The sequence below is a fragment of the Bordetella pseudohinzii genome, assembly GCF_000657795.2.
Taxonomy (GTDB): Bacteria; Pseudomonadota; Gammaproteobacteria; order Burkholderiales; family Burkholderiaceae_B; genus Bordetella; species Bordetella pseudohinzii.
The window spans coordinates 149294-171127 of the sequence record NZ_JHEP02000004.1; the positions used below are offsets into that span (position 1 = coordinate 149294).

General features: G+C 67.6%; 20 protein-coding genes. 14 read left to right on the forward strand and 6 right to left on the reverse strand.

The genetic code is table 11. The features are described 5' to 3' along the window. Positions 1-76 precede the first annotated feature (76 nt). On the reverse strand, positions 77-1276 hold the full coding sequence (locus L540_RS07200; RefSeq protein ID WP_043207183.1) for an aminotransferase-like domain-containing protein: 1200 nt from the start codon (positions 1274-1276) through the stop codon (positions 77-79). Between the two features lie 135 nt (positions 1277-1411). On the opposite strand from L540_RS07200, the gene L540_RS07205 reads away from it, so the two are divergent. Then, positions 1412-1921, forward strand: coding sequence for a GAF domain-containing protein (locus L540_RS07205; RefSeq protein WP_043207180.1), 510 nt, complete (start codon positions 1412-1414; stop codon positions 1919-1921). A gap of 253 nt (positions 1922-2174) precedes the next feature. After that, positions 2175-3101, forward strand: a complete 927-nt coding sequence (gene dapA, locus L540_RS07210) for a 4-hydroxy-tetrahydrodipicolinate synthase (RefSeq protein WP_082149573.1) — start codon at positions 2175-2177, stop codon at positions 3099-3101. On the opposite strand, the gene L540_RS07215 is transcribed toward dapA, so the two are convergent. Further along, positions 3086-4426, reverse strand: coding sequence for an APC family permease (locus tag L540_RS07215; protein ID WP_043207177.1), 1341 nt, complete (start codon positions 4424-4426; stop codon positions 3086-3088). The two genes, dapA and L540_RS07215, sit on opposite strands and share 16 nt — an antisense overlap. Before the next feature lie 269 nt (positions 4427-4695). On the opposite strand from L540_RS07215, the gene L540_RS07220 reads away from it, so the two are divergent. The 7 genes from L540_RS07220 to clsB all read left to right on the forward strand — a co-directional run bounded on the left by L540_RS07220 (position 4696) and on the right by clsB (position 12880). Beyond that, a complete protein-coding gene (locus tag L540_RS07220; RefSeq protein WP_043207174.1) occupies positions 4696-6318 on the forward strand; it encodes a GMC family oxidoreductase in 1623 nt (540 codons plus the stop codon). A 141-nt stretch (positions 6319-6459) separates the two neighbouring features. Next, positions 6460-7740 (forward strand): putative Na+/H+ antiporter, encoded by a 1281-nt coding sequence (locus tag L540_RS07225; RefSeq protein ID WP_043207172.1) that lies wholly within the window; start codon positions 6460-6462, stop codon positions 7738-7740. 173 nt (positions 7741-7913) lie between these two features. Further along, the gene (locus tag L540_RS07230; protein ID WP_043207171.1) at positions 7914-8231 is read left to right on the forward strand and encodes an FmdB family zinc ribbon protein; all 318 of its coding nucleotides are present in this window, start codon (positions 7914-7916) and stop codon (positions 8229-8231) included. Further along, positions 8228-8869, forward strand: coding sequence for a DUF502 domain-containing protein (locus tag L540_RS07235; protein WP_180961738.1), 642 nt, complete (start codon positions 8228-8230; stop codon positions 8867-8869). Before L540_RS07230 ends, L540_RS07235 begins: the two co-directional genes overlap by 4 nt. A 40-nt stretch (positions 8870-8909) precedes the next feature. After that, the gene (gene aspS / locus L540_RS07240) at positions 8910-10700 is read left to right on the forward strand and encodes an aspartate--tRNA ligase (protein ID WP_043207166.1); all 1791 of its coding nucleotides are present in this window, start codon (positions 8910-8912) and stop codon (positions 10698-10700) included. Between the two features lie 111 nt (positions 10701-10811). Continuing rightward, positions 10812-11672, forward strand: coding sequence for an endonuclease/exonuclease/phosphatase family protein (locus L540_RS07245; RefSeq protein WP_043207164.1), 861 nt, complete (start codon positions 10812-10814; stop codon positions 11670-11672). Beyond that, positions 11669-12880 (forward strand): cardiolipin synthase ClsB, encoded by a 1212-nt coding sequence (clsB, locus tag L540_RS07250; protein ID WP_043207161.1) that lies wholly within the window; start codon positions 11669-11671, stop codon positions 12878-12880. The genes L540_RS07245 and clsB overlap by 4 nt, the downstream gene beginning before the upstream one ends. A 6-nt stretch (positions 12881-12886) precedes the next feature. On the opposite strand, the gene L540_RS07255 is transcribed toward clsB, so the two are convergent. The 4 genes from L540_RS07255 to L540_RS07270 all read right to left on the reverse strand — a co-directional run bounded on the left by L540_RS07255 (position 12887) and on the right by L540_RS07270 (position 17137). Beyond that, entirely contained in the window at positions 12887-13753 is an 867-nt protein-coding gene (locus L540_RS07255; RefSeq protein ID WP_043207159.1) for a DMT family transporter, read from the reverse strand. A gap of 11 nt (positions 13754-13764) precedes the next feature. Further along, on the reverse strand, positions 13765-15117 hold the full coding sequence (locus L540_RS07260) for an MFS transporter (protein WP_043207158.1): 1353 nt from the start codon (positions 15115-15117) through the stop codon (positions 13765-13767). An 87-nt stretch (positions 15118-15204) separates the two neighbouring features. Further along, positions 15205-15774 carry an SRPBCC family protein gene (locus L540_RS07265; protein WP_043207156.1) on the reverse strand — a complete coding sequence of 190 codons (570 nt, stop codon included), beginning with the start codon at positions 15772-15774 and terminating at the stop codon, positions 15205-15207. Positions 15775-15868: 94 nt separating this feature from the next. Next, complete coding sequence (locus L540_RS07270; RefSeq protein WP_231584753.1) at positions 15869-17137, reverse strand: O-antigen ligase family protein; 1269 nt, start codon at positions 17135-17137, stop codon at positions 15869-15871. 202 nt (positions 17138-17339) lie between these two features. Between L540_RS07270 and rfbB the strand changes: the two genes are divergently transcribed. From rfbB to waaC, 5 genes are all read left to right on the forward strand, one after another. Beyond that, positions 17340-18398 carry a dTDP-glucose 4,6-dehydratase gene (gene rfbB, locus L540_RS07275; RefSeq protein WP_180961768.1) on the forward strand — a complete coding sequence of 353 codons (1059 nt, stop codon included), beginning with the start codon at positions 17340-17342 and terminating at the stop codon, positions 18396-18398. Continuing rightward, a complete protein-coding gene (gene rfbD / locus L540_RS07280; RefSeq protein ID WP_043207150.1) occupies positions 18395-19294 on the forward strand; it encodes a dTDP-4-dehydrorhamnose reductase in 900 nt (299 codons plus the stop codon). Before rfbB ends, rfbD begins: the two co-directional genes overlap by 4 nt. Next, complete coding sequence (gene rfbA / locus L540_RS07285; protein WP_043207149.1) at positions 19291-20172, forward strand: glucose-1-phosphate thymidylyltransferase RfbA; 882 nt, start codon at positions 19291-19293, stop codon at positions 20170-20172. The genes rfbD and rfbA overlap by 4 nt, the downstream gene beginning before the upstream one ends. After that, positions 20169-20741 carry a dTDP-4-dehydrorhamnose 3,5-epimerase gene (gene rfbC, locus L540_RS07290; protein WP_043207147.1) on the forward strand — a complete coding sequence of 191 codons (573 nt, stop codon included), beginning with the start codon at positions 20169-20171 and terminating at the stop codon, positions 20739-20741. The genes rfbA and rfbC overlap by 4 nt, the downstream gene beginning before the upstream one ends. A gap of 78 nt (positions 20742-20819) precedes the next feature. Continuing rightward, positions 20820-21824: a lipopolysaccharide heptosyltransferase I gene (gene waaC, locus L540_RS07295; protein WP_043207146.1), complete on the forward strand. Its 1005-nt coding sequence runs from the start codon at positions 20820-20822 to the stop codon at positions 21822-21824. Positions 21825-21834: the final 10 nt, after the last annotated feature.

Consider the following 21834-nt stretch of genomic DNA (forward strand, 5'->3'; position numbering starts at 1 on the left):
GTGGGCACTATCGATAGCAAAAAGAAGGGCGCGGCGGGATGGACCGCCGCGCCCGACTATAACGCATGCCTGGGGCTCAGACGTATTGGCGCAGCAGCTTGCCCAGGATGGCGATGCCCGTGTTGATCTTGTCTTCGGGCACCGTGGCAAAGCTCAGGCGCAGCGTGTTGGCGCGCGGCGTGCCGGCATAGAAGGGCGCGCCGGGGACGAAGGCGACGTTCTGTTCGACCGCCTCGGCCAGCAGCTTGGCGCTGTCGATGTGCTCGGGCAGCGTCACCCACAGGAACATGCCGCCCTCGGGCTTGGTCCAGCTCACGCCGGCCGGGAACTCGCGCGCGACGGCGTCGAGCATGCAGCGGCCCTGCTTGCGATAGATCTCGCGCACATTGGGCAGGTGCTCCTGCAGGAAGCCGTCCTTGACGATTTCGTAGACGGCCATTTGCGTCAGGGTCGGGGTATGCAGGTCGGTGGCCTGCTTGGCCTGCACCAGTTTGTGGATGATGGCGCGCGGGGCGGCGATATAGCCCAGGCGCAGTCCGGGCGCCAGCACCTTGGAGAAGGTGCCCAGGCGGATCACCGTGGCGCCGGCCTCGGCGCCCAGGGCCAGCAGGCCGGGCTGCGGCTCGCCGGCATAGCGCAGTTCGCCATAGGGATCGTCCTCGATGATGGGCAGGCCCATCTCGGCGGCGCGCTGCACCAGCGCCACGCGGCGGGCGCGGTCCAGCGTGCGGCCCGTGGGATTCTGGAAATTGGGCAGGGCGTACAGAAAGCGCGCGCCGGCGGCCAGTTCGGGGGTGATGGCTTCGGGGATCAGGCCGCCGTCATCGGTGGGCACCGGCACATAGCGCGGCTGGTAGAGGCTGAAGGATTGCAGCGCGCCCAGATAGCTGGGGTCTTCGACCAGCACCTTGCTGTCTTTGTCGATCAGGACCTTGCCCAGCAGGTCCAGGGCCTGCTGCGAACCCGACACGATGAGGATCTGGTCGGCGTCGACATTGGCGCCGGCGCTGTTCAGGTCGTCGGCGACCCATTGGCGCAAGGGGGCGTAGCCCTCGGTCGGGCCATATTGCAGGGCGGCGCGGCCATTGGTGGCCAGGACCTTGTCGAACGCCGCGCGCACCACTTCCACCGGGAAGCCGCCGGGCGCCGGCAGGCCGCCTGCAAAGGAAATGACCTCGGGCCGTTCAGTGACCTTGAGGATTTCGCGGATGGCGGAGCTGGTCAGTTGCTGGGCGCGTTCCGAGAAGGAACACGCGGGTTCGAAAGGCTTGTCCATGGGGAGCTTGTAGAAAAGAAGGAAACGTGCTTGCGTGGTTTTATTGTTGCACAACGCGAGGGCCTGCCCGGGAGCGGGTCTAAAATCACCGGGCACGATTTCTTCCGGTACAGTTAATTTTAGTAACATTCAGCCATGTTCCAGGCCGCCGCGCTCTCGACCGAATCCAAATCCCAGTTCTACCGCGAGCTGGCCGCGCAGGCGCGGGCCCTGCTCGAGGGCGAGCACGACCGCGTCGCCAATGCCGCCAATTTCGCGGCCCTGGCCTGGCAGGCCCTGCCGCAGATCAATTGGGCGGGCTTTTACTTCTACGATGGCCAGGAATTGGTGCTGGGGCCCTTCCAGGGCAAGCCGGCCTGCGTGCGCATCGCCCTGTCGCGCGGGGTCTGCGGCGCGGCGGCCAGCCAGCGGCGCACGCAGTTGGTGCCCGATGTGCATGCCTTTCCCGGTCATATCGCCTGCGATGCCGCGTCGCGCTCGGAAATCGTCGTGCCGCTGGTGCACGACGGTGAGCTGCTGGGGGTGTGGGATGTGGACAGCCCCTTGCCGGGCCGTTTCGATGAAGAAGACCGGCAGGGCATGGAGGCCTTGTGCCAGGTGTTTCTCGCCAGCCTGCGCGTTGACAAGGTCCAGGGCGCCGCGTAGATTTAGCGCCGCATCTTTCATTTTTCCTGTTTTCATGAACCAGGCCCGAATCTCCGCTACCGTCAGCCACGCCTCGCGCGTGGGGGTTGCGTTCGGCCTGAAATCCAAAAAACAGCCGCTCATCTGACCGGAGCGTGCTGTTCCGTCAGATGGGCGACGGAACAGCGGCAGATCCGGCTGCGCGGCCCACGCGCAATCCAGTCTCTCACTCGACATCGCACTTCTGCACGGGCTCAACCTGAAGGAGTGACCTGTGTCGACCCTAGTTCAAGCTGAAACCGCCACCCCCGTGGCGGCTCCCGTGTCCTTTCATGGCGTCTGGGTTCCCCTGGTGACGCCGTTCGACGAGGACGGCCCCGACCTGTTTTCCCTGCGCCGCCTGATGCGGCAGTATCGCCAGGCCGGCGTGGACGGCGTGGTGGTCTGCGGCAGCACCGGCGAGGCCGCCGCCATGGACGAGTATGAGCAATTGGTGGTGCTGGACACCGTGCTCGACGAGGCCGGCCGCATGCCGGTGGTCATGGGCCTGGCCGGCAATCACCAGCGCGACGTGCTGCGCCGCCAGGCGGTGTTCACCTCGCGTCCGCTGGCCGGCCTGCTCGCGCCGGCGCCCTATTACGTGCGTCCCGGCCAGGCCGGCCTGGCGGATTATTTCCGCGCCTTGGCCGATGCCTCTTCCGTGCCGCTCATCATCTACGACATCCCCTATCGCACGGGCGTGCAGATCGAGACGGCCACCATGCTGGCGCTGGCCGGGCATCCGAATATCCGCGCCGTGAAGGACTGCGGCGCTTCGCTGGACAAGACCCAGGCCGTGATCGCGCATGGCGGGCTGCAGGTGCTGGCCGGCGAGGACATGCAGGTGCTGGCCACCCTGGCCATGGGCGGCAGCGGCCTGATCGCGGCCGCCGCCCATGTGCGTCCCGATCTTTTCGTGGCCATGTACCAGGCCATGCAGGCCCAGCAGGGAGTCCTGGCCCGCCAGCTTTATCACGCGCTGGCGCCCGTGATTCGCCTGCTCTTCGCCGAACCCAACCCGGCGCCGCTGAAGGGCCTGCTGGCGCGCCAGGGTTTGTTGCGCGAGCAACTGCGCGCGCCCATGGCGCCGGCCAGCCTGGCGCTGATCAGCCAGCTGGAGGCGGCCGTGGCCGAGCTGGACCGGCGCTACCCGCGCGCCTGAACGGGCGCCAGCCGCAACAGGGGCAGGCCGGCGGCCAGCACGGCCAGCCCCAGCAGCGCGCCCGCGCCTGCGTAGACCGCGCTGGAGTAGACCAGGCCGGCGCAGGTCAGCGCCAGCAGCAGGGGCGGCAGGGGATAGCAGGGCACGCGGAACGGGCGCGGCCGGTCCGGGTCCAGCCGGCGCAGGCGCGCCACCGACAGCGCCACCAGCAGCATGAAAAGCCAGAAGACCGGCGCGGTGTAGGCCACCAGGGTCTGCACGCTGTTCTGGCTGACCGCGCCGATGCCGATGAGCAACAGCGTGATGCCGCCTTGCGCGAGCAAGGCGCGCACGGGTGTCTGGCCGCGCGCGCTCCAGCTGGCCAGCACGGCCAGCCGCGGCACGTCGCGGCCCAGCGCATAGTAGAGCCGCGCGCCGGTCATGATGGTGCCGTTGATGGTGGACAGGGCGGTGGCGCAGACCAGCAGGCTCAGGGAGGCCGCCGCATAGGGCCCGGCGGCCAGCTGCATCACGGCCGCGCCCACCGCCTGGGTGTCGCGCAGCCCTTGCAGGCCGAAAATCTCCAGCAGGGCCAGGTTGATGAGCAGATAGGCGCCCGCGACCACGGCCGTGCCCGTGAGCAGCACGCGGCTCATATTGCGCGCCGGGTCGCGCAGCTCGCCGCTCAGATAGGCGGCTTCGTTCCAGCCGCCGTACGTCAGCAGCACGAAGACCATGCCCATGCCCAGCAGGCCGGCCGGATGGCCGCTCAAGGGAGCGGGAGCGGCGGTGGCGCTTGCCTGTGGGGCCGATAGCAGGCTGGCGATGATGACGGCGGCCAGGGCGGCCAGCGTCAGCAGCGTGAAGATCCATTGCAGCCGCTTGGAGGGCTGGGTGCCGACGATGTTCAGCGCGGTCAGCACGATCACCGACAGGGCGCCATGCAGGGCCGCGCCATGCTCGCCCAGCGGCAGCAGCTGTTGGGCGTAATCGCCGTAGATGAAGGCCACGACGGCGATCGCGCCGGTCTGGATCACGGTGCAGCGCGCCCAGGCGAACAGCAGACCCAGCCGAGCGCCCCAGGCCCGCGCGAGATAGAGGTATTCGCCGCCGGCGCCGGGATAGGCCGCGCCCAGTTCGGCGTAGCACAGGGCGCCCACCAGCATGACCAGGCCGCCCGCGCCCCAGAGCGCGATATACATGGCCGGCGAGCTGGCGTGCTGGGCCACCAGCGGCGGAAAACCGAAGATGCCTATGCCTATCACCACGCCGACCAGCACGGCGACGGCATCCAGGACCGACAGGCGGGGAGCGGCCTTCATGGCGCAAGGCGCGGCGCGCGCCAACCGGCCTCGCCCGCCGCGAGGAAAAACCAGGCTTTCTTGCGGGATGGAACGTGAGTAAGCACTTGCATTCAATTCTCCCCGGAGGCCGGCGCCGGCATGCCGGCACGGCGATTGCGGCGCTTGCTGACGCAAAGCTGAATACGGGCTGACCGTCAGATTAAATGAAGGTTCCGAAGTTGGGGACGATACGGGTTGGCAGCGGGGGCGGGCTGGTCTACAACTGCCGCACGATGACGCTTGCGTTACAACAACACGGAGACAAATCCCTTATGACCGCGCCCGCCGGCACGCCCGACCTGGTTTTCGACTACATCATCGTGGGAGCGGGGTCGGCGGGATGCCTGCTTGCCAACCGGCTTTCGGCGGATCCCTCGGTCAAGGTCCTGCTGCTGGAGGCCGGCGGCAAGGACAATTGGCACTGGATACACATCCCCGTCGGCTACTTGTATTGCATCGGCAATCCGCGCACCGATTGGTGCTACCGCACCCAGGCCGATCCTGGCCTGGCGGGACGCAGCCTGGGCTATCCGCGCGGCCGGGTGCTGGGCGGCAGTTCCGCCATCAACGGCATGATCTATATGCGCGGGCAGCAGGCCGATTACGACGGCTGGGCCGCCATGGGCAACAGCGGCTGGAGCTGGGATGAGGTGCTGCCCTATTTCAAGTCCTGCGAGGACCATCATGCCGGCGCCAGCGCTTTCCACGGGGCGGGCGGCGAATGGCGGGTCGAGCGTCAGAGGCTGTCCTGGGAGCTGCTCGATGCCTTCCGCGAGGCCGCCGCCCAGGCGGGCATCGCGCCCATCCAGGATTTCAACCAGGGCGACAACGAGGGCTGCGATTATTTCGAGGTCAATCAGCGCGGCGGGGTGCGCTGGACCTCGGCCAAGGCTTTTCTGCGGCCGGCGCGTCAGCGCCCCAATCTGCATGTGATGACGGGCGCGCGCGCCGAGCGCATCGTCTTCGAGCAAAAGCGCGCCTGCGGCGTGCAGTTCCTGGATGAGGGCGGCCAGCGCCGCCTGGCCCAGGCGCGGGCCGAGGTCCTGCTGGCGGCCGGCTCGATCGGATCGGCGCAACTGCTGCAGGTTTCCGGCGTGGGGCCGGGCGCGCATCTGCAGGCGCTGGGCTTGCCCGTGGTGCATGATGCGCCGGGGGTGGGCGGCAATCTGCAGGATCATCTGCAGCTGCGGCTGGTCTATCGCGTCTCCAATGCCAAGACGCTGAACGCCATGGTGGGCCATTGGTGGGGCAAGGCGCTGATGGCCGCGCAATACGCCTGGTCGCGCAGCGGCCCCTTGAGCATGGCGCCCTCGCAGCTGGGGGCGTTTGCGCGCTCCAGCGCCGCGCAGACGCGCGCCAATGTGCAATACCATGTGCAGCCGCTGTCGCTGGAGCGTTTTGGCGAGCCCCTGCATCCCTTTGCCGCCTTCACCGCCTCGGTCTGCAATCTGCGCCCCAGCAGCCGCGGCCATGTGCGCATCGTCTCGCCCGACGCCCAGGTGGCGCCCGAGATTCTCTGCAACTACCTGTCGACCGAAGAGGACAGGCAGGTGGCCATCGACAGCATCCGCCTGACGCGGCGCATCGTCGCCCAGCCCGCCCTGGCCCGCTACCGGCCGGAAGAGTACAAGCCCGGCCCGCAGGCGCAAAGCGCCGAGGACCTGGCGCGCGCGGCCAGCGAGATCGGCACCACCATCTTCCATCCGGTGGGCACCTGCCGGATGGGCAGCGATGAGGCCGCCGTCGTCGACCCCCAGCTGCGGGTCCGAGGCGTCAGCGGGCTGCGCGTGATCGATGCCTCCATCATGCCCACCATCACCTCGGGCAATACCAATTCGCCCACCATCATGATTGCCGAGAAAGGCGCGGACATGGTGCGCCGCGCGCGGGCCTGACACCGGCCGCCGCGGGCCGTTCTACGGGAAAACGCCGAGACCCGCGCGCGCGGGCGGGCGCGGGCCGTGCGTTATATTTCGCGGCTTATCCAATGTGCGCCGGACCTGCCGCCAGGCAGGCCGGCGGTCGGCAGATTCCGCATGACCCAGCCTATCGAGATTGTCGCCACCGTGCTTTTCGCCGTGGCTGTCCTGCATACGTTTTCCGTCCCGGTGTTCGCCCGGCTGGCGCACCGCAACGGCCCTCATGCCGGCGTCTGGCACCTGCTGTCCGAAGTCGAGGCGGTCTTCGGCGTCTGGGCCTTCGTGCTCATCGTGGCCATGGCCGCGATGCAGGGCAGCGAAGCCGCCGTGCGCTACATGGACACGCGCAACTTCACCGAGCCGTTGTTCGTGTTCGTGATCATGGTGGTGGCTTCCAGCCGCCCCATTCTTGAACTGGTGAACATGCTGGTGCGCGCCCTGGCGCGCCTGCTGCCGCTGCGCCGCGAGCTGGCGACCTTCTTCGTGGTGATGTCGGTGGTGCCGCTGGGCGGCTCCTTTGTCACCGAGCCCGCAGCCATGACGCTGGCCGCGCTGTTGCTGCGCGATGGCTATTTCCGCGTGCATGGCCACGCGGGCTTCAAATACCTGGCCCTGGGCGTGTTGTTCGTCAATGTGTCCATTGGCGGGGTGCTCACGTCCTATGCCGCGCCGCCCGTGCTCATGGTCGCCTCGACCTTCGGCTGGGATACCGCTTTCATGGCCACGCATTTCGGCTGGCGCGCCGCGCTTGCCGTCTGCCTGAACGCCGGCGTGCTGACGCTGCTTTGTCGCCAGGCCCTGCTGGCCAGCAGCCAGGCCTCGGGCGGCAGCGCCGCCTCCGAGGTCGAGCACGCGCGCCCGGCCGTGCCGGGGGTGGTGATCTTCGTTCATGTGCTCTTCCTGGTGGGCGTGGTGCTCACGGCCCACCATCCGGCGGTCTTTCTCGGCCTGCTGATGATGTTCATCGGCTTTGCCGAAGCCTACAAGCGCCACCAGAACCGCCTGCTCATCAAGGAAGGCCTGATGGTGGGCTTTTTCCTGGCCGGCCTGGTGGTCCTGGGCGGTCTGCAGAAGTGGTGGCTGCAGGATCTGCTGGGCGGCTTGCAGCCCGCGGTGCTGTTCTGGGGCGCCACCGCGCTGACCGCCATCACCGACAATGCGGCCCTGACCTACCTGGGTTCGCTGGTCGAGGGCACCAGCGAAGCCTGGCGCTATATGCTGGTGGCCGGAGCCGTGACCGGCGGCGGCCTGACCGTCATCGCCAACGCGCCCAATCCGGCCGGCTTCGCCCTGCTGAAAAATCACTTCCCCGACGGCAGCATTTCCTCCGGAAAACTGTTTCTGGCCGCCCTGGTGCCCACCCTGGTCGCGGCCGGGATGTTTCTTTTGCCGACATAAAAGGGGTCGTATCAATGGCGGACGCGGATGGCGCCGCCGGATGCATCCGCAAAACCCGCTAAAATTCAAGACTTTCCCGTATTTTTTCGGCTGGGCCCGGATGGTTCCTCGCGCTTGACGGAGGGCTGCCCGGGCCGGACTCATTTGCCGGTGAGGCCAGGAGCCCTCATTTCATGCCTATTTACGCTTACAAGTGCAGCAGCTGTGGCTACGCGAAAGACGTGCTGCAGAAGATTTCCGATGCGCCGCTGACGGATTGCCCGGAGTGCGGCAAAAGCAGTTTTGCCAAACAGGTGACCGCCGCGGGTTTTCAGCTCAAAGGCTCGGGCTGGTATGTGACCGATTTTCGCAATAACAGCGCCGGCAATTCGGCCACGGGCAAGGCCGCGCCTTCCGAGAGCAGCAGCGCGGGAGGCGGTGAAAGCGCCGCTTCGGCCAGCGCGCCCGCCAGCGCGCCGGCGGCCCCGGCCACGTCCAGCACGCCGACCTGATCGTGTTCAAGAAGTACTTCATCGCCGGCCTGCTGATCTGGGTGCCCCTGGCCATCACGGTCTGGGTCCTGGGCCTGCTGGTGGCCACCCTCGAAGGTTTCGTGCCTGGGTTTCTGTCGTCCGAATCCCTGTTCGGCGTCGAGATCCCGGGTTTCCGCTTCGTGCTGGTGATCGCGGTGGTGCTTCTGACGGGCGTGCTGGCCGCCAATCTGCTCGGGCGCAGCCTGTTCGACCAATGGGAGCGTATCCTTGGACGCATTCCGCTGGTACGCTCGATCTACAACTCGGTCAAACAGGTCAGCGACACCATCCTGGCGCCCAATGGCCGGGCGTTCCGGCAGGCCGTGCTGATCCAGTATCCGCGCGCCGGCTCCTGGACCATCGCTTTCCTGACGGGTGTGCCCAGCGGCGAGGTCGCCTCCTACCTGCCGGGCGAGCATCTGAGTGTGTATGTGCCGACGACGCCCAATCCGACGTCGGGCTTTTTTCTCATGATGCCGCGCGATCAGGTGATCGATCTGGATATGTCGGTCGACGCGGCATTGAAGTACATCGTTTCCATGGGTGTGGTGGCGCCGCCCGACCTCTCCGGCAGGCATCCGCTTACCCCGGCAGAGGCGCCTCGCGCCGAACCTTGATTTTTTTACGCTCACAAGCCTATCAACGGAGTTATCCCGCATGCGTACCTGCTATACCGGCCAGGTTTGCCGTGACCATCTCGGCCAGACTGTCACCCTGTACGGCTGGGTGAACCGCCGCCGCGACCACGGCGGGGTGATCTTTATCGACTTGCGCGATCGCGCCGGCCTGGCCCAGATCGTGTTCGATCCGGACAATGCCGAAGCCTTCGGCACGGCCGAGCGTCTGCGCAACGAGTTCTGCGTGCGCGTGACCGGCCTGGTGCGCGAACGTCCCGAGGGCACGACCAATGCCGAGCTGGCCTCCGGCGAGATCGAAGTGCTGTGCCGCGAAGTCGAGATCCTCAATCCTTCGGTGACGCCGCCCTTCCAGCTCGACGACGACAACCTCTCCGAAACCACCCGCCTGACGCACCGCGTGCTCGATCTGCGCCGCCCGCAGATGCAGCGCAACCTGATGCTGCGCTATCGCGTCTCCATTGAGGTCCGCAAGTTCCTGGATCAGCTCGGCTTCATCGACATCGAAACGCCGATGCTGACCAAGAGCACGCCGGAAGGCGCGCGCGACTACCTCGTGCCCTCGCGCGTGAACGCCGGCCATTTCTTCGCGCTGCCGCAGTCGCCCCAGCTGTTCAAGCAGATGCTGATGGTGTCGGGCTTCGACCGCTACTACCAGATCACCAAGTGCTTCCGCGACGAAGACCTGCGCGCTGACCGTCAGCCGGAATTCACCCAGATCGATTGCGAAACCTCCTTCCTGAGCGAGACCGAGATCCGTGCTGTCTTCGAGAGCATGATCCGCCACGTCTTCAAGGTGGTGCAGAACGTCGACCTGCCGGATCCCTTCCCCATCATGAGCTGGACCGAAGCCATGGCGCGCTATGGCTCGGACAAGCCGGATCTGCGCGTGAACCTGGAGTTCACCGACGTGACCGATGTCATGCGCGACGTGGACTTCAAGGTCTTCGCCTCGGCCGCCACGACGGCCGGCAGCCGCGTGGTCGCGCTGCGCGTGCCCGGCGGCGCGGAACTCTCGCGCAGCGAGATCGACGCCTACACCCAGTTCGTCGGCATCTATGGCGCCAAGGGCCTGGCCTATATCAAGGTCAATGAAGTGGCCAAGGGCCGCGACGGCCTGCAATCGCCCATCGTCAAGAACCTGCACGATGCCGCGCTGGCCGAGCTGCTCAAGCGCAGCGGCGCCCAGGACGGCGACATCATCTTCTTCGGCGCCGACCGCGCCAAGGTCGTCAACGACGCCATCGGCGCGCTGCGCGTGAAGATCGGCCACAGCGAGTTCGGCAAGAAGACCGGCCTGTTCACCGGCGGCTGGCGTCCGCTGTGGGTGGTGGACTTCCCGATGTTCGAGTACGACGAAGAAGAAGGCCGCTACACCGCCGCCCACCATCCTTTCACCAGCCCCAAGGACGGGCACGAGGATTTCCTCGAGACCGACCCGGGCAAGGCCTTCGCCAAGGCCTACGACATGGTGCTCAACGGTTGGGAAATCGGCGGCGGCTCGGTGCGTATCCATCGCGAGGAAGTGCAGAGCAAGGTGTTCCGCGCCCTCAAGATCGGCGCCGAAGAGGCCCGCGAGAAGTTCGGCTTCCTGCTGGACGCGCTGCAATACGGCGCGCCCCCGCATGGCGGCATCGCCTTCGGCCTGGACCGCATCGTCACCATGATGACGGGCGCCGAGTCCATCCGCGACGTGATCGCTTTCCCCAAGACGCAGCGCGCGCAGGACCTGCTGACGCAAGCGCCTTCGGCGGTCGATGACAAGCAATTGCGCGAGCTGCATATCCGCCTGCGCAATACCGAAGTGAAATGAAGTAAGCTTGTAGGCGGCGCCGCGTGACGCGGCGCCGCGACGGCCCGCGGCCTCAGGAGGGTCCGGGCCGTGCTTGCCGATACTCCTGACAGATGAGGCGTCATACGGTTTATGTCGCTTATTCGCGTCGTCAGCTACAACATCCACAAGGGACGCTCGTCTCTTGGGCGCTATGAGTCATTGAACGACCTGCGCCTGGGTCTGTATGGCCTGCGTCCCGACCTGGTGTTTCTCCAGGAGGTCCAGGGCCGCAATGAAGCCTCCTCCTTCCTGCATGCGCAGCACGAATCGCTCGCGGCCGCGTTGCGCCTGAATGTCGCCTATGGCCGCAACGCCGTGCGCGATGCGACCGACCATGGCAATGCGCTCTTGTCGCGTTACCACATCCTTGACCACTTCAACCAGGACATCTCCGATCACAAGCTGGAGCAGCGCGGCCTGCTGCACGCGCGCATCGACGTGGGCGGCACCGAGGTGCACTGCCTGGTGGTGCACCTGGGCCTGTTCGCCAGCAGCCGCCAGCGCCAGATCCAGGCCCTGATCGAGCGCATACGCGCCGAAGTGCCCGATGGCGCGCCCCTGCTCATCGCGGGCGATTTCAACGACTGGGGCGACAAGCTGGCGCCGCAGTTCGTGCAGCAGCTGGGCCTGTACGAGGTGTTTTCGCACGCGCCGCGCAGCTCGGGCGGCGAGCTGCCGCGCCTGCGCGATTCGATGCGCCGCCTGACCGACGTCTTGCGCGGCGTGCCGGGCAACAATGCGGTGATCGAGCGCAGCAACCAGCTGGGCATGGGCGGGGCTTATTGCCCGCTACCGCCGCCGCGCACCTTTCCGGCGGTGTTTCCGTGGTTCCGTCTCGACCGCATCTACCAGCGCGGGTTTGCCGTGCGCAGCGCCCGCGTGCTGCGCGGACGACAATGGGCGCGCCTGTCCGATCATGCGCCCCTGCTGACGGAGCTTGAGCTGCCGTGAGGGCCGACATCGTCCGCCTGTCATGGACAGACGGCAATGCGATACGCCTGCTGCAAAACGGCGCCGATTTTTTCCCCGCCCTGTGCGCGGCCATCGACCAGGCCAGCGTCAGCGTCCACCTGGAAACCTATATCTTCACCCTGGACCGCACCGGCCGGCAGGTGCTGGACTGCCTGGAGCGCGCCGCGGAGCGCGGCGTGAAGGTCAGGGTGGTGCTCGACGGTTTCGGCAGCGCGGCCACGGCGCCGGAAGTGATGCGGCGCATCAACGAGGCCGGCGGCCATTGCCGCGTGTTCCGTCCCGAGCCGCACTGGCTGGGACGGCTGAAATTCTCGCGCAGCCGGCTGCGCCGCCTGCACCGCAAAGTGACCGTCATCGACGCGGCCATCGCCTTCGTGGGCGGCATCAATATCGTCGACGACTACGATGATCTCGATCCGACGGACGGGATTGCCGCGCCGCGCTTCGATTTCGCCGTGCGCATCGAGGGGCCGTTGGTGCCGCAGATCGTCTATGCCCAGGATCTGCTCTGGGTCAGGCTGAATTGGAGCCGTCTGCGCCATCATCCCTCGGATTGGCGGCGTTTGCGGCTGCGCCGGCCGCATCCGCACCATGCCCAGCCCCGCGGCAAGCTGCGGGCCGCGCTGGTGCTGCGCGACAACCTGCGTTTCCGCCAGACCTTCGAGCGGGCCTATCTCTATGGCATCGCGCATGCCCGGCGCGACGTGCTCATCGCCAACGCCTATTTTTTTCCGGGCCGGCAGTTCCGCCGCGCGCTGGCGCAGGCCGCGGCCAGGGGCGTGCGGGTGCGCCTGCTCCTGCAAGGCAAGCCCGAGTACCGCCTGCAGTATTTCGCCACGCGCTCGCTCTATGACCAGCTGCTGCGCGACGGCATCGAAATCTACGAGTACATGCCGGCCTATCTGCATGCCAAGGTGGCGGTGATCGACAATATGGCCACCGTGGGCTCGTCCAATCTGGATCCCTTCAGCCTGCTGCTGGCGCGCGAGGCCAATGTCGTGGTCGATGACCAGCCCTTTGCCTGGGATCTGCAAGAGCGGCTGGAGCGGGCCATCGACGAGGGCGGGCAGTTCATCCGCCCCCTGGATTATCAGCGCCGGGGCTGGCTGCGGCGCGCCATCGACGTCATGGCCTATACGGCCTTGCGCATCGGCGTGGCGCTGACCGGGCGTTCCGACACGTACTGACGGCGTTCAGCGCGGGCGCAGCAGGCCCAGGACCAGGGCCGTGCCCACGAGAATGACGCCGGCGCCGGCAAGCATGCTGGAGGTGAGCGCTTCGTCCAGCAGCGTGACGCCCCAGAAGACCCCGAAGACCGGCACCAGGAAGGTGACGCTGACGGCCGCCGTGGGGCCCAGCACCGCGATCAGGCGGAAAAACACCACATAGGCCGCGCCCGTGCAGAGCACGGCGAGCAGGACGGTGGCGACCCAGGCCTGCACGGAGACGGGCTGTCCGGGCCAATGGGCGATGGCCAGCGGCAGCAGCACCAGGGCGGCGCTGAGCATGCTGCCCGTCGCGTTCGCCAAGGCGTCCACGCCGCTCAGAAAGCGTTTGGTCCAGTTGGCGGCGATGCCATAGAAGAAGGGCGCGGCCAGGGCCGCCAGGACGGCGGGACCCGTGCCGCCCTGTTGGAATTCCAGCTTGTCCCAGACCAGCACCACGATGCCCAGGAAGGCGATCGCCAGGCCCAGCACGCGCAGGGCCGGCAGGCGGTCGCGCAGCCAGAGCCAGCCGATCACCGCGCCCCAGACCGGGGTGACGGCATTGGCCACCGACAGAAAGCCCGCGCCCAGGGAGAGGGAGGCGTAGGCATAGAGGAGAAAGGGCAGGGCGGCGTTGAACACCCCGACCATGAAAATGGCTTTCCAGTGGCGCGCCATGATGCCCAGGCGGCCGCGCAGAATGGCCAGGGGCAGCAGCACCAGCGCGCCCAGGCCGACGCGCAGCTCGATCAGGGGCGCCGGCCCGAATTCCGGCACCGCGACCCGCATGAACAGGAAAGATCCGCCCCAGACGGCAGCCAGGGCGATCAGTTCTAAGAGGTCTCGGCGTTGCATGAAAATCGGGATCAGGAGCGGCGGGTGATGACGTTCTTCATCTTGACGCGATGCGCGATCACGGCCGCGAGCAGGGAGAGGGCAACGCATAGTGTAAGACCAATCCGCACTCCGACCAGGACGGATGTGTGCGAAATCGCGATGCCCACCAGCGCGGTGCCGGCCGCGCTGCCGATGGCCCGCGTGGTCTGCACCAGGGCCGAGGCCACGCCCACGTCGCGGCGCTCGCTCAGCATCTGCATGAACAGCGTCAGGTTGGGCAGGAGAAAGCCCAGCGCCGTGCCGTTGACGGCAAAGGCGGCGATGATCCACCAGGTCGAGGTGCCGGGCCCGATGGCCAGCACCATGGCCGACCCCGCCGCCAGCAGAAGACCGCCGAAGACCATCAGGCGCTGCGGTTCGGACTGTTTGGGAAAGAGCCGGCCGTTGATGATGCTGCCCAGCGAGATGGCCGCCACCAGGGGCGTGAGCAGCAGGCCGGCCTCGCTGGGGCTGTAGCGCAGTTCCTGTTGCAGCAGCAGCGGGCTGTAGAACACCAGAATGAACATGGTCGCGCCGACCGCCACCGCAGCCAGGTTGAGCAGGCGCGGCTCGGGGCCGGACAGGATGCGCAGCGGGAAGATGGGCGAGGCGACGCGCCGCTCATAAGGGATGAGGCAACAGGCGGCCGCCACGCCGGCGATGGCCAGGCCGGCGGCCAGCATGGGGCGCGCGCTGTCGCCCGGGGCGAAGGCCAGTTCCATGGCGGCCAGCGGCGCGCCCACCACGATGATGAGCAGCAGCCCGCCCAGCCAGTCGATCCGGCCTCCCTGGGCATGGGTCTGGCGGATGCGCGGGAAATAGCGCGCCAGCAGGAAGAGGGCGATCACGGCCGCGATGGGCGCGATGAAAAAGGCGGCGCGCCAGCCCAGGGCCTGGGTCGCCGCGCCGCCCAGCACCGGCCCGATGCCGCTGGCCATGGCGAAGGCGGCCGAGACCAGGGCCATCCAGCGCACGCGCTCGCGCGCATCGGGAAAAAGATCGGCCGGCGCCGCGAAGGCGGTGGCGATCATCATGCCGCCGCCCACCCCCTGCAGGGTGCGGAAGGCGATCAGCTGCTCCATGGATTGCGACAGGCCGCAGGCAATGGAACCCAGGGCGACCAGGGACACCGAGACCAGCATGAGCGGCTTGCGCCCGAACATATCGCCCAGGCGGCCGAAGATGAGGATGGAAGCGGCCGTGGCCAGCAGATAGCCGGTGCCCACCCAGGCGTACAGGGCCATGCCGTTGAGGGCTTCGGCCACGCGGGGCAGGGTGGTGCTGACGATGGTGGAGTCAAAGGCCACCAGGACGACGGTGGCCGACACGCCGGCCATGGCCATGAGCAGATCATGGCGGGAGTGCGGCGACGTTTCTGAAGGGTTGGCGGGAGCAGTCATGCCGGCAAGAATATCACCGGCCGCCGCGGCCTATTTGAACAGGGTGTGATACCCCACCAGCACGATGACCACCGCCAGGGCCACCGCCCAGGACCAGCGCGAAGCGGCCAGCCCGCGCGGCTCGGGTTCGGGCGGCGGGGGCGGGGGCGCGATGCGGGGCTGGGCGGCCATGTGGTCGATAAAGCCGCTGAAGAATTTGTCGACGATCTTGCCGCCCGCTTTCATGATGGCCGGCTCGCCCAGCGCGGCCAGCTTGCCGCCGGCCATGGCCGCGACAGTGTAGGAAATACGGGTGCCGTTGTCCTTGGGGCTCAGGTGCACCTGAGCGGTGCCGATGGCCAGGCCCGCGGCGGCACCTTTGCCGTCGAAGGCCAGGGAACAGCTTTCAGGGGGGGTGAGATCCGAGACGAGGACCTCGCCTTCGTATTCGGCGTCTATGCCGCCGACCTTGGCCCGGACCGTGAATTCGTACTCCGTGTCGGTCAGGCGGGAAACACGGATACATCCCGGCAGGCAACGCTGCAGGACCTCGGGATCGAAAAGCGCATCCCAGGTCTGGTGCGGCGTGGAGGGTATCCATTGGGCATCGGCTATGCGCATGGCTGTCTCCTTGCTGTGTTGTGATCCCAGCATCCGGGCCCGGCTTGGAGCCCGGGTCTTTGAGACTTATTGTGCTACCAATCGCCGCCGGGCGCTATGCCTGGCATTGCCGCCGGGGATGGCGCGCCGGATCGGACAGCACGGCGAACAGGGCGACCAACATGGCATAGAAGCCCAGGGTGCGCATGCCGCGGAACATGAGTTCGGTCATGCCGAAGAGGGCAAAGCCCAGGCAGACGGCCGCGCCCATGGCCGCCGCCGCGCGCGCGGCCTGCGGCCGGTCGCGGCCCAGGCGGCGCAGGAAGAGGATGGCCGGCACCGCATAGAGCAGCAGCAGGGCCAGGCCGCCCGGAATGCCATAAAGGGCCAGCGCGTCCAGGAGGTCGTTATGGGGTTCGCCAAAGCCCCCGGCCACAAAGGGGGACACCCGGCCCTGGGCCGCCAGCTCACTCAGGCCGCGCGTGAAGCCCGATGGGCCCACACCCTTGAGGGGGTTGTCCAGCATCATGCCCCAGGCCGCGCGCCAAAGCTGCAGGCGGATGCAGACGGAGGTGTCGCTGGTGGGGGCGGTCTTGCATTCGTGGTACTGCACCAAGCCCTGGTCGACGCGGTCGCGCAGCGACGGGCTTAGCGAGCCCAGCGCCACCAGCACGGCGAGCGTGCCCACCGCGGCCGCCAGCAGGCGCAGGGGATGCCGGATGCGGGCAAAGACCCACAGGGCCAGCGCCACGAAGACGGGCATGGCGATCCAGCCGCTGCGCGTCTGGGTCAGGATGAAGCCGGCAAAGGTCACCGCCAGCGTCAGCAGCTTGATGGCGGTTTCGAGGCGCGCATGGCGCGTGAGCTTCCAGGCCAGCGAGAACAGGCTGATGACCGCGAACAGCAGCAGCAGGTTGCCATAGCCCACGGCGTTGTACTCATCGGTCAGCGGGCGCTGGGCCAGATCGCCGCGGACCAGGGCCAGCAGGGTGGCGGTGCCGGCCCAGCCGGCCGCCAGCATGCCCCACAGGGCATGCTTGAGGCGCTGCGGCCCGATGGCCTGCATGGCGGCCAGCAGCAAGGGCAGGCCCAGGGCCAGGCGCAGGCCGCGCTCCAGGGCGGCATTGCTCCAGGCGCCGTGCAGGGCGCTGCTCAACAGCGCCACGGCCAGGGGGGCGCAGGCGGCCAGGCAGAGCTTGCGGTAGTCGCGCAGGTCGGGCCGCTGTCCGGCGCTGGCCAGCACGGCCAGGCAAAGCAGGATCGCCAGATAGAAGGCCGCACTGCCGCCGCTGGAGGTGGTCAACAGCAGGACGGGTGTCGCGGTGATCGTGGCGAGCAGCAGCCAGGGGGACAAGCGGTTGAGCATCGGGATGGTGAGGGACAATGCCCGGCAGGGGCAGGGGGTTGCGCGGCGCTTGCGCAGCGCAAGGCCGGCGAATTATAGGGAATCGCACCTCGAATTTTCGTCAGACGTTCTCGGAGTATGTCTGATTTATGAATCTGGGGACATAGGGATACCCGCAAGGCCTCTGGCTACAATGACCGGCGGCGGCCGGTCCGGCCGCGGCCTTGCGGCACATGCATTCATGAAAATCCTGATTACCGGCGGCGCCGGTTTCATCGGTTCGGCCTTGGTGAGGCACATCGTCCGTAACACGCCGGATAGCGTGGTCAACGTCGACAAACTCACCTATGCCGGCAATATCGCGTCCCTGGAAGAGTGCGGGACGCACCCCCGGCATACCCTGGAACACATCGATATCTGCGATGGCGCGGCCCTGCGGGCCGTGTTCGAGCGCCATCGTCCCGAGGCGGTCGTGCATCTGGCCGCGGAATCGCATGTCGACCGTTCCATCGACGGTCCGGGCGATTTCGTCCAGACCAACCTGGTGGGCAGCTATGTCCTGCTGGAGACGGCCAGGGCCTATTGGGCCGGCCTGACGGGCCCGGCGCGTGACAACTTCCGCTTTCTCCAGGTATCGACCGACGAGGTCTTTGGCGATCTGGGCGACCGGGCAGGGCGTTTCATCGAAACCAGCCCTTACGCGCCCAGTTCCCCTTATGCGGCCAGCAAGGCGGGCGCCGATCATCTGGCGCGCGCCTGGCATCGCACCTATGGCCTGCCGGTGCTGCTGACCCATGCCTCGAACAACTACGGACCCTGCCAGTTCCCCGAGAAACTGATCCCGCTCATGTTGCTGTCGGCGCTGCGCGGCTGGCCGCTGACGATTTATGGCGCGGGCGATCAGGTGCGCGACTGGATCTATGTGGAAGACCATGCGCGGGCGCTGTGCGCGGTCCTGCGTCATGGCCGGCCGGGCCAGACCTACAACATCGGCGGCTCCTGCGAGCTGCGCAATCTGGACGTGGTGCACCGCCTGTGCGATTTGCTGCAGGCGCTGCGCCCGCCGGCCGCGGGACATTATCGCGATCTCATCGCGCATGTCCCCGACCGTCCGGGACATGACCGGCGCTATGCGCTCGACAGCGGCAAGGCGGCCGCCGAGCTGGGCTGGACGCCCGCGGAGGATTTCGCCAGCGGCCTGGCCAAGACCGTGGCCTGGTATCTCGAGCATCCCCAATGGGTGGCCGATGTCGAAAGCGGCGCCTATCGCGCCCGCTGGATAGACAAGGAAGGTCCATGAAGATCCTGCTGCTGGGCAAGGATGGGCAGTTGGGCCGGGCGCTGGGCCGCTCGCTGGCTCCCCTGGGCGAGCTGCTGGCCCTGGGCCGCGATTCGGGGCTGGACCTGGCCGATCCGGCGTCGCTGCAGCGGGCCGTGCGCCAGGCCGATCCCGATGTCATCGTCAATGCCGCCGCGTTCACGGACGTGGACCGCGCCGAAGCCGAGCCCGGGCTGGCCATGCGCGTCAATGCCGAGGCCCCCGGCCTGCTGGCCCGGGAGATGCGCGCGCGCCGCGGCTGGCTGGTGCATTACTCAAGCGACTATGTCTACGATGGCGCCGGCCAGGCGTTTCGCGCCGAAGACAGCCCCGCCGCGCCGCTGAACCGCTATGGGCAGAGCAAGCTGGCCGGCGATGAGGCGGTGGGCCGCAGCGGGGCGCATCATCTTCTGCTGCGCACGTCCTGGGTCTATGGCCCGCATGGCGGGAATTTTGCGCGCGGCGTGCTGCGCCTGGCCGCCAGGCATGAGGTCTTGCGCATGGTCGATGACCAGGTCGGCGCGCCGACCAGCGCGGACCTGGTCGCCGATGTCACCGCGCTGGCCTTGCGCCAGGCGCGCGAGCAGCCTTCGGTCTCGGGTCTTTATCATCTGGCCGCCGCGGGACAGGTCTCGCGCCATGGCTATGCCCAATACCTGATCGACCAGGCCCGCCGCCTGGGCTGGCCGCTGGCGGTGCGCGCCGTGCACGCCATCTCCAGCGCCGACTACCCGCTGCCGGCCGCCCGGCCGCTGAATTCACGGCTCGATTGCGAGCGCCTGCAGGCCGTCTTCCGCCTGCGCCTGCCGGACTGGCGCGCGGGCGTGGACCGCCTGCTGTCCGATTGGCGCGCCAGTCCCTGGGGGCCCGAGGCATGATCAAGAAAGGCATCGTGCTGGCCGGCGGCACCGGCAGCCGCCTGTATCCGGCCACATTGGGCCTGTCCAAGCAGCTGCTGCCGGTCTATGACAAGCCCATGATCTATTACCCCCTGTCGGTGCTCATGCTGGCGGGGATACGCGACATCCTGCTCATCAGCACCGGCGCCGACCTGCCCAGCTTCCGCAAGCTGCTGGGTGATGGCTCGGCCTTCGGCCTGCGCCTGAGCTATGCGGTCCAGGCCGCGCCCGAGGGGCTGGCCCAGGCCTTTCTCATCGGCGAGGACTTCATCGGCGAGGATCCGGTCTGCCTCATCCTGGGCGACAACATCTTCTACGGCCAGCATTTCACGCCGCTGCTGCAGGCGGCCGCGGCGCGCGCGTCCGGCGCCACCGTGTTCGGCTACCATGTGCGCGACCCCCAGCGCTACGGCGTGGTGGCCTTCGATGAGCACCGGCGCGCCGCCAGCATCGAAGAAAAACCCGCGCAGCCGCGCTCCAACTATGCCGTCACGGGCCTGTACTTCTATGACCATGATGTCATCGACATGGCGCGCCGCCTCAAACCCTCGGCGCGCGACGAGCTGGAAATCACCGACATCAACCGCCAATACCTGGCGCGCGGCGACCTGCGCGTCGAACTGCTGGGGCGGGGCTTTGCCTGGCTGGATACCGGCACCCCCGAGGCCCTGATGGAGGCCGCGCATTTCGTCAGCACGATAGAACAGCGCCAGGGCCTGAAGATCGCCTGCCTCGAAGAAATCGCCTATCACGCTGGCTGGATCGATGCCGGACAGATGGCCGCCCAGGCCCGCCGCATGGGGTCCAATGGCTATGGCCAGTATCTGTTGCGCGTCTTGCAGGAGGGCCGGCCATGAAAATCACGCCCACCGCGCTGCACGGAGTGGTCTTGATCGAACCCGAGGTGCTGGCCGACGGCCGCGGCTGGTTCGCCGAGCGCTTTCGCCAGGATGTCTTCGAGGCGGGGCTGCGCGAACTGGGCCTGCCCGTGCCCGCGCCTTTTGTGCAGGAGAACCAGTCTTCATCCGGCCTGGGGGTGCTGCGCGGCCTGCATTATCAGCTGGCGCCGCATGCCCAGGGCAAGCTGATCAGCGTGGTCGCCGGCGAGGTGTTCGACGTGGCGGTCGATATCCGCGGCGGCTCGCCCACCTTTGGCCAATGGCTGGGGGTCAGGCTCTCGGCCGCCAATCGCCGCAGCCTCTGGATCCCCGAAGGCTTTGCCCATGGCCTGCTGTCCCTGGCCGAGGGCAGCGAAGTCCAGTACAAGGTCACCGCCTACTATGCGGCCTCGCATGAGCGGACCCTGCGCTGGGATGACCCGGCCATCGGCATCCAATGGCCAGCCCGGCCCGCGCGGCTGTCGGCGCGCGACCGGCAGGCGCCCGGGCTGCAGGAGGCCGGCCGGGCGGGGCAACTGCCCGCCTGACCAGCCCGCTGGCTAATTGTTGTAAATTCCGAGGGTTTACAAGATCCAGCGCCCGCTTTCCGGGCGCGCCTAGCGTTGATGCCTACCCGCATATTGATCGTTCGCACGTCGTCTTTGGGCGATCTGGTGCACATGCTGCCCGCAATTTCCGACATTGCGCGCCATGTGCCCGATGCCCAGATAGATTGGATAGCGGAAGAAGCATTCGCCGAGATTCCGGGATGGCATCCGGCCGTCAGCAACGTCATCAAGGTTGCCCATCGGCGCTGGCGCAAGGCCTGGTGGTCGGAGCAGGTGCGCGCCGAACGCCGCGCCCTGGCCGAACGCCTGCGCGGCGAACCCTATGACATCGTGCTGGACATGCAGGGCCTGCTCAAATCGGCCTGGCTGGTGCGCCAGACCCGCGGCATCCGTCATGGCCTGGATTGGCGCTCGGCGCGCGAGCCCCTGGCTTCGCTGTTCTACAACGTGCGGCACCGCGTGGAATTCTGGCAGCCGGCCGTCATCCGCCAGCGCAAACTGGCGGCACAGACCTTCGGCTATACCTACAGCGGCGCGCCGGACTTCGGCCTGCAGGCGTTTTTTTCGCGGCCGGCCGATCCTCCGCAGCTCGAAGAAGGGCGCCGCCTGCACCACCTGAACAACGATCGCGGTTATGCGGTCATCATGCCCTCGGCCAGTCGCGAGGACAAACTCTGGCCCGAGGACGATTGGCGCGCCGTCTTCCGCCGCCTGCAGGACGCCGGCTGCGCCTTGCGCCTGCTGGCCGGCAATGAGCAGGAGGCCGAACGCGCCCGCCTGCTGGTCGCCGGCATGGAGGGCGTGGAAGTGCTGCCGCGCATGGACCTGACCTCGGTGGCCCGCGTGCTGGCGGGCTCGCGCCTCATGGTGGGCCTGGACAGCGGCCTGACCCATTTGTCGGCGGCGCTGGGCCGGCCGACCATAGGCATTTACCGCGCCTCCACGCCGGTGCGCACGCCGCTGGTGGGCGCCAACTACACCGCCAGCCTGGGCGACCGCGGCGCTTCGCCCTCGCGCGAGGCCGTGATGGCCGCGGTAGAGCAGGCGCTGGCGGCGCACTGAGCGGGAGCAG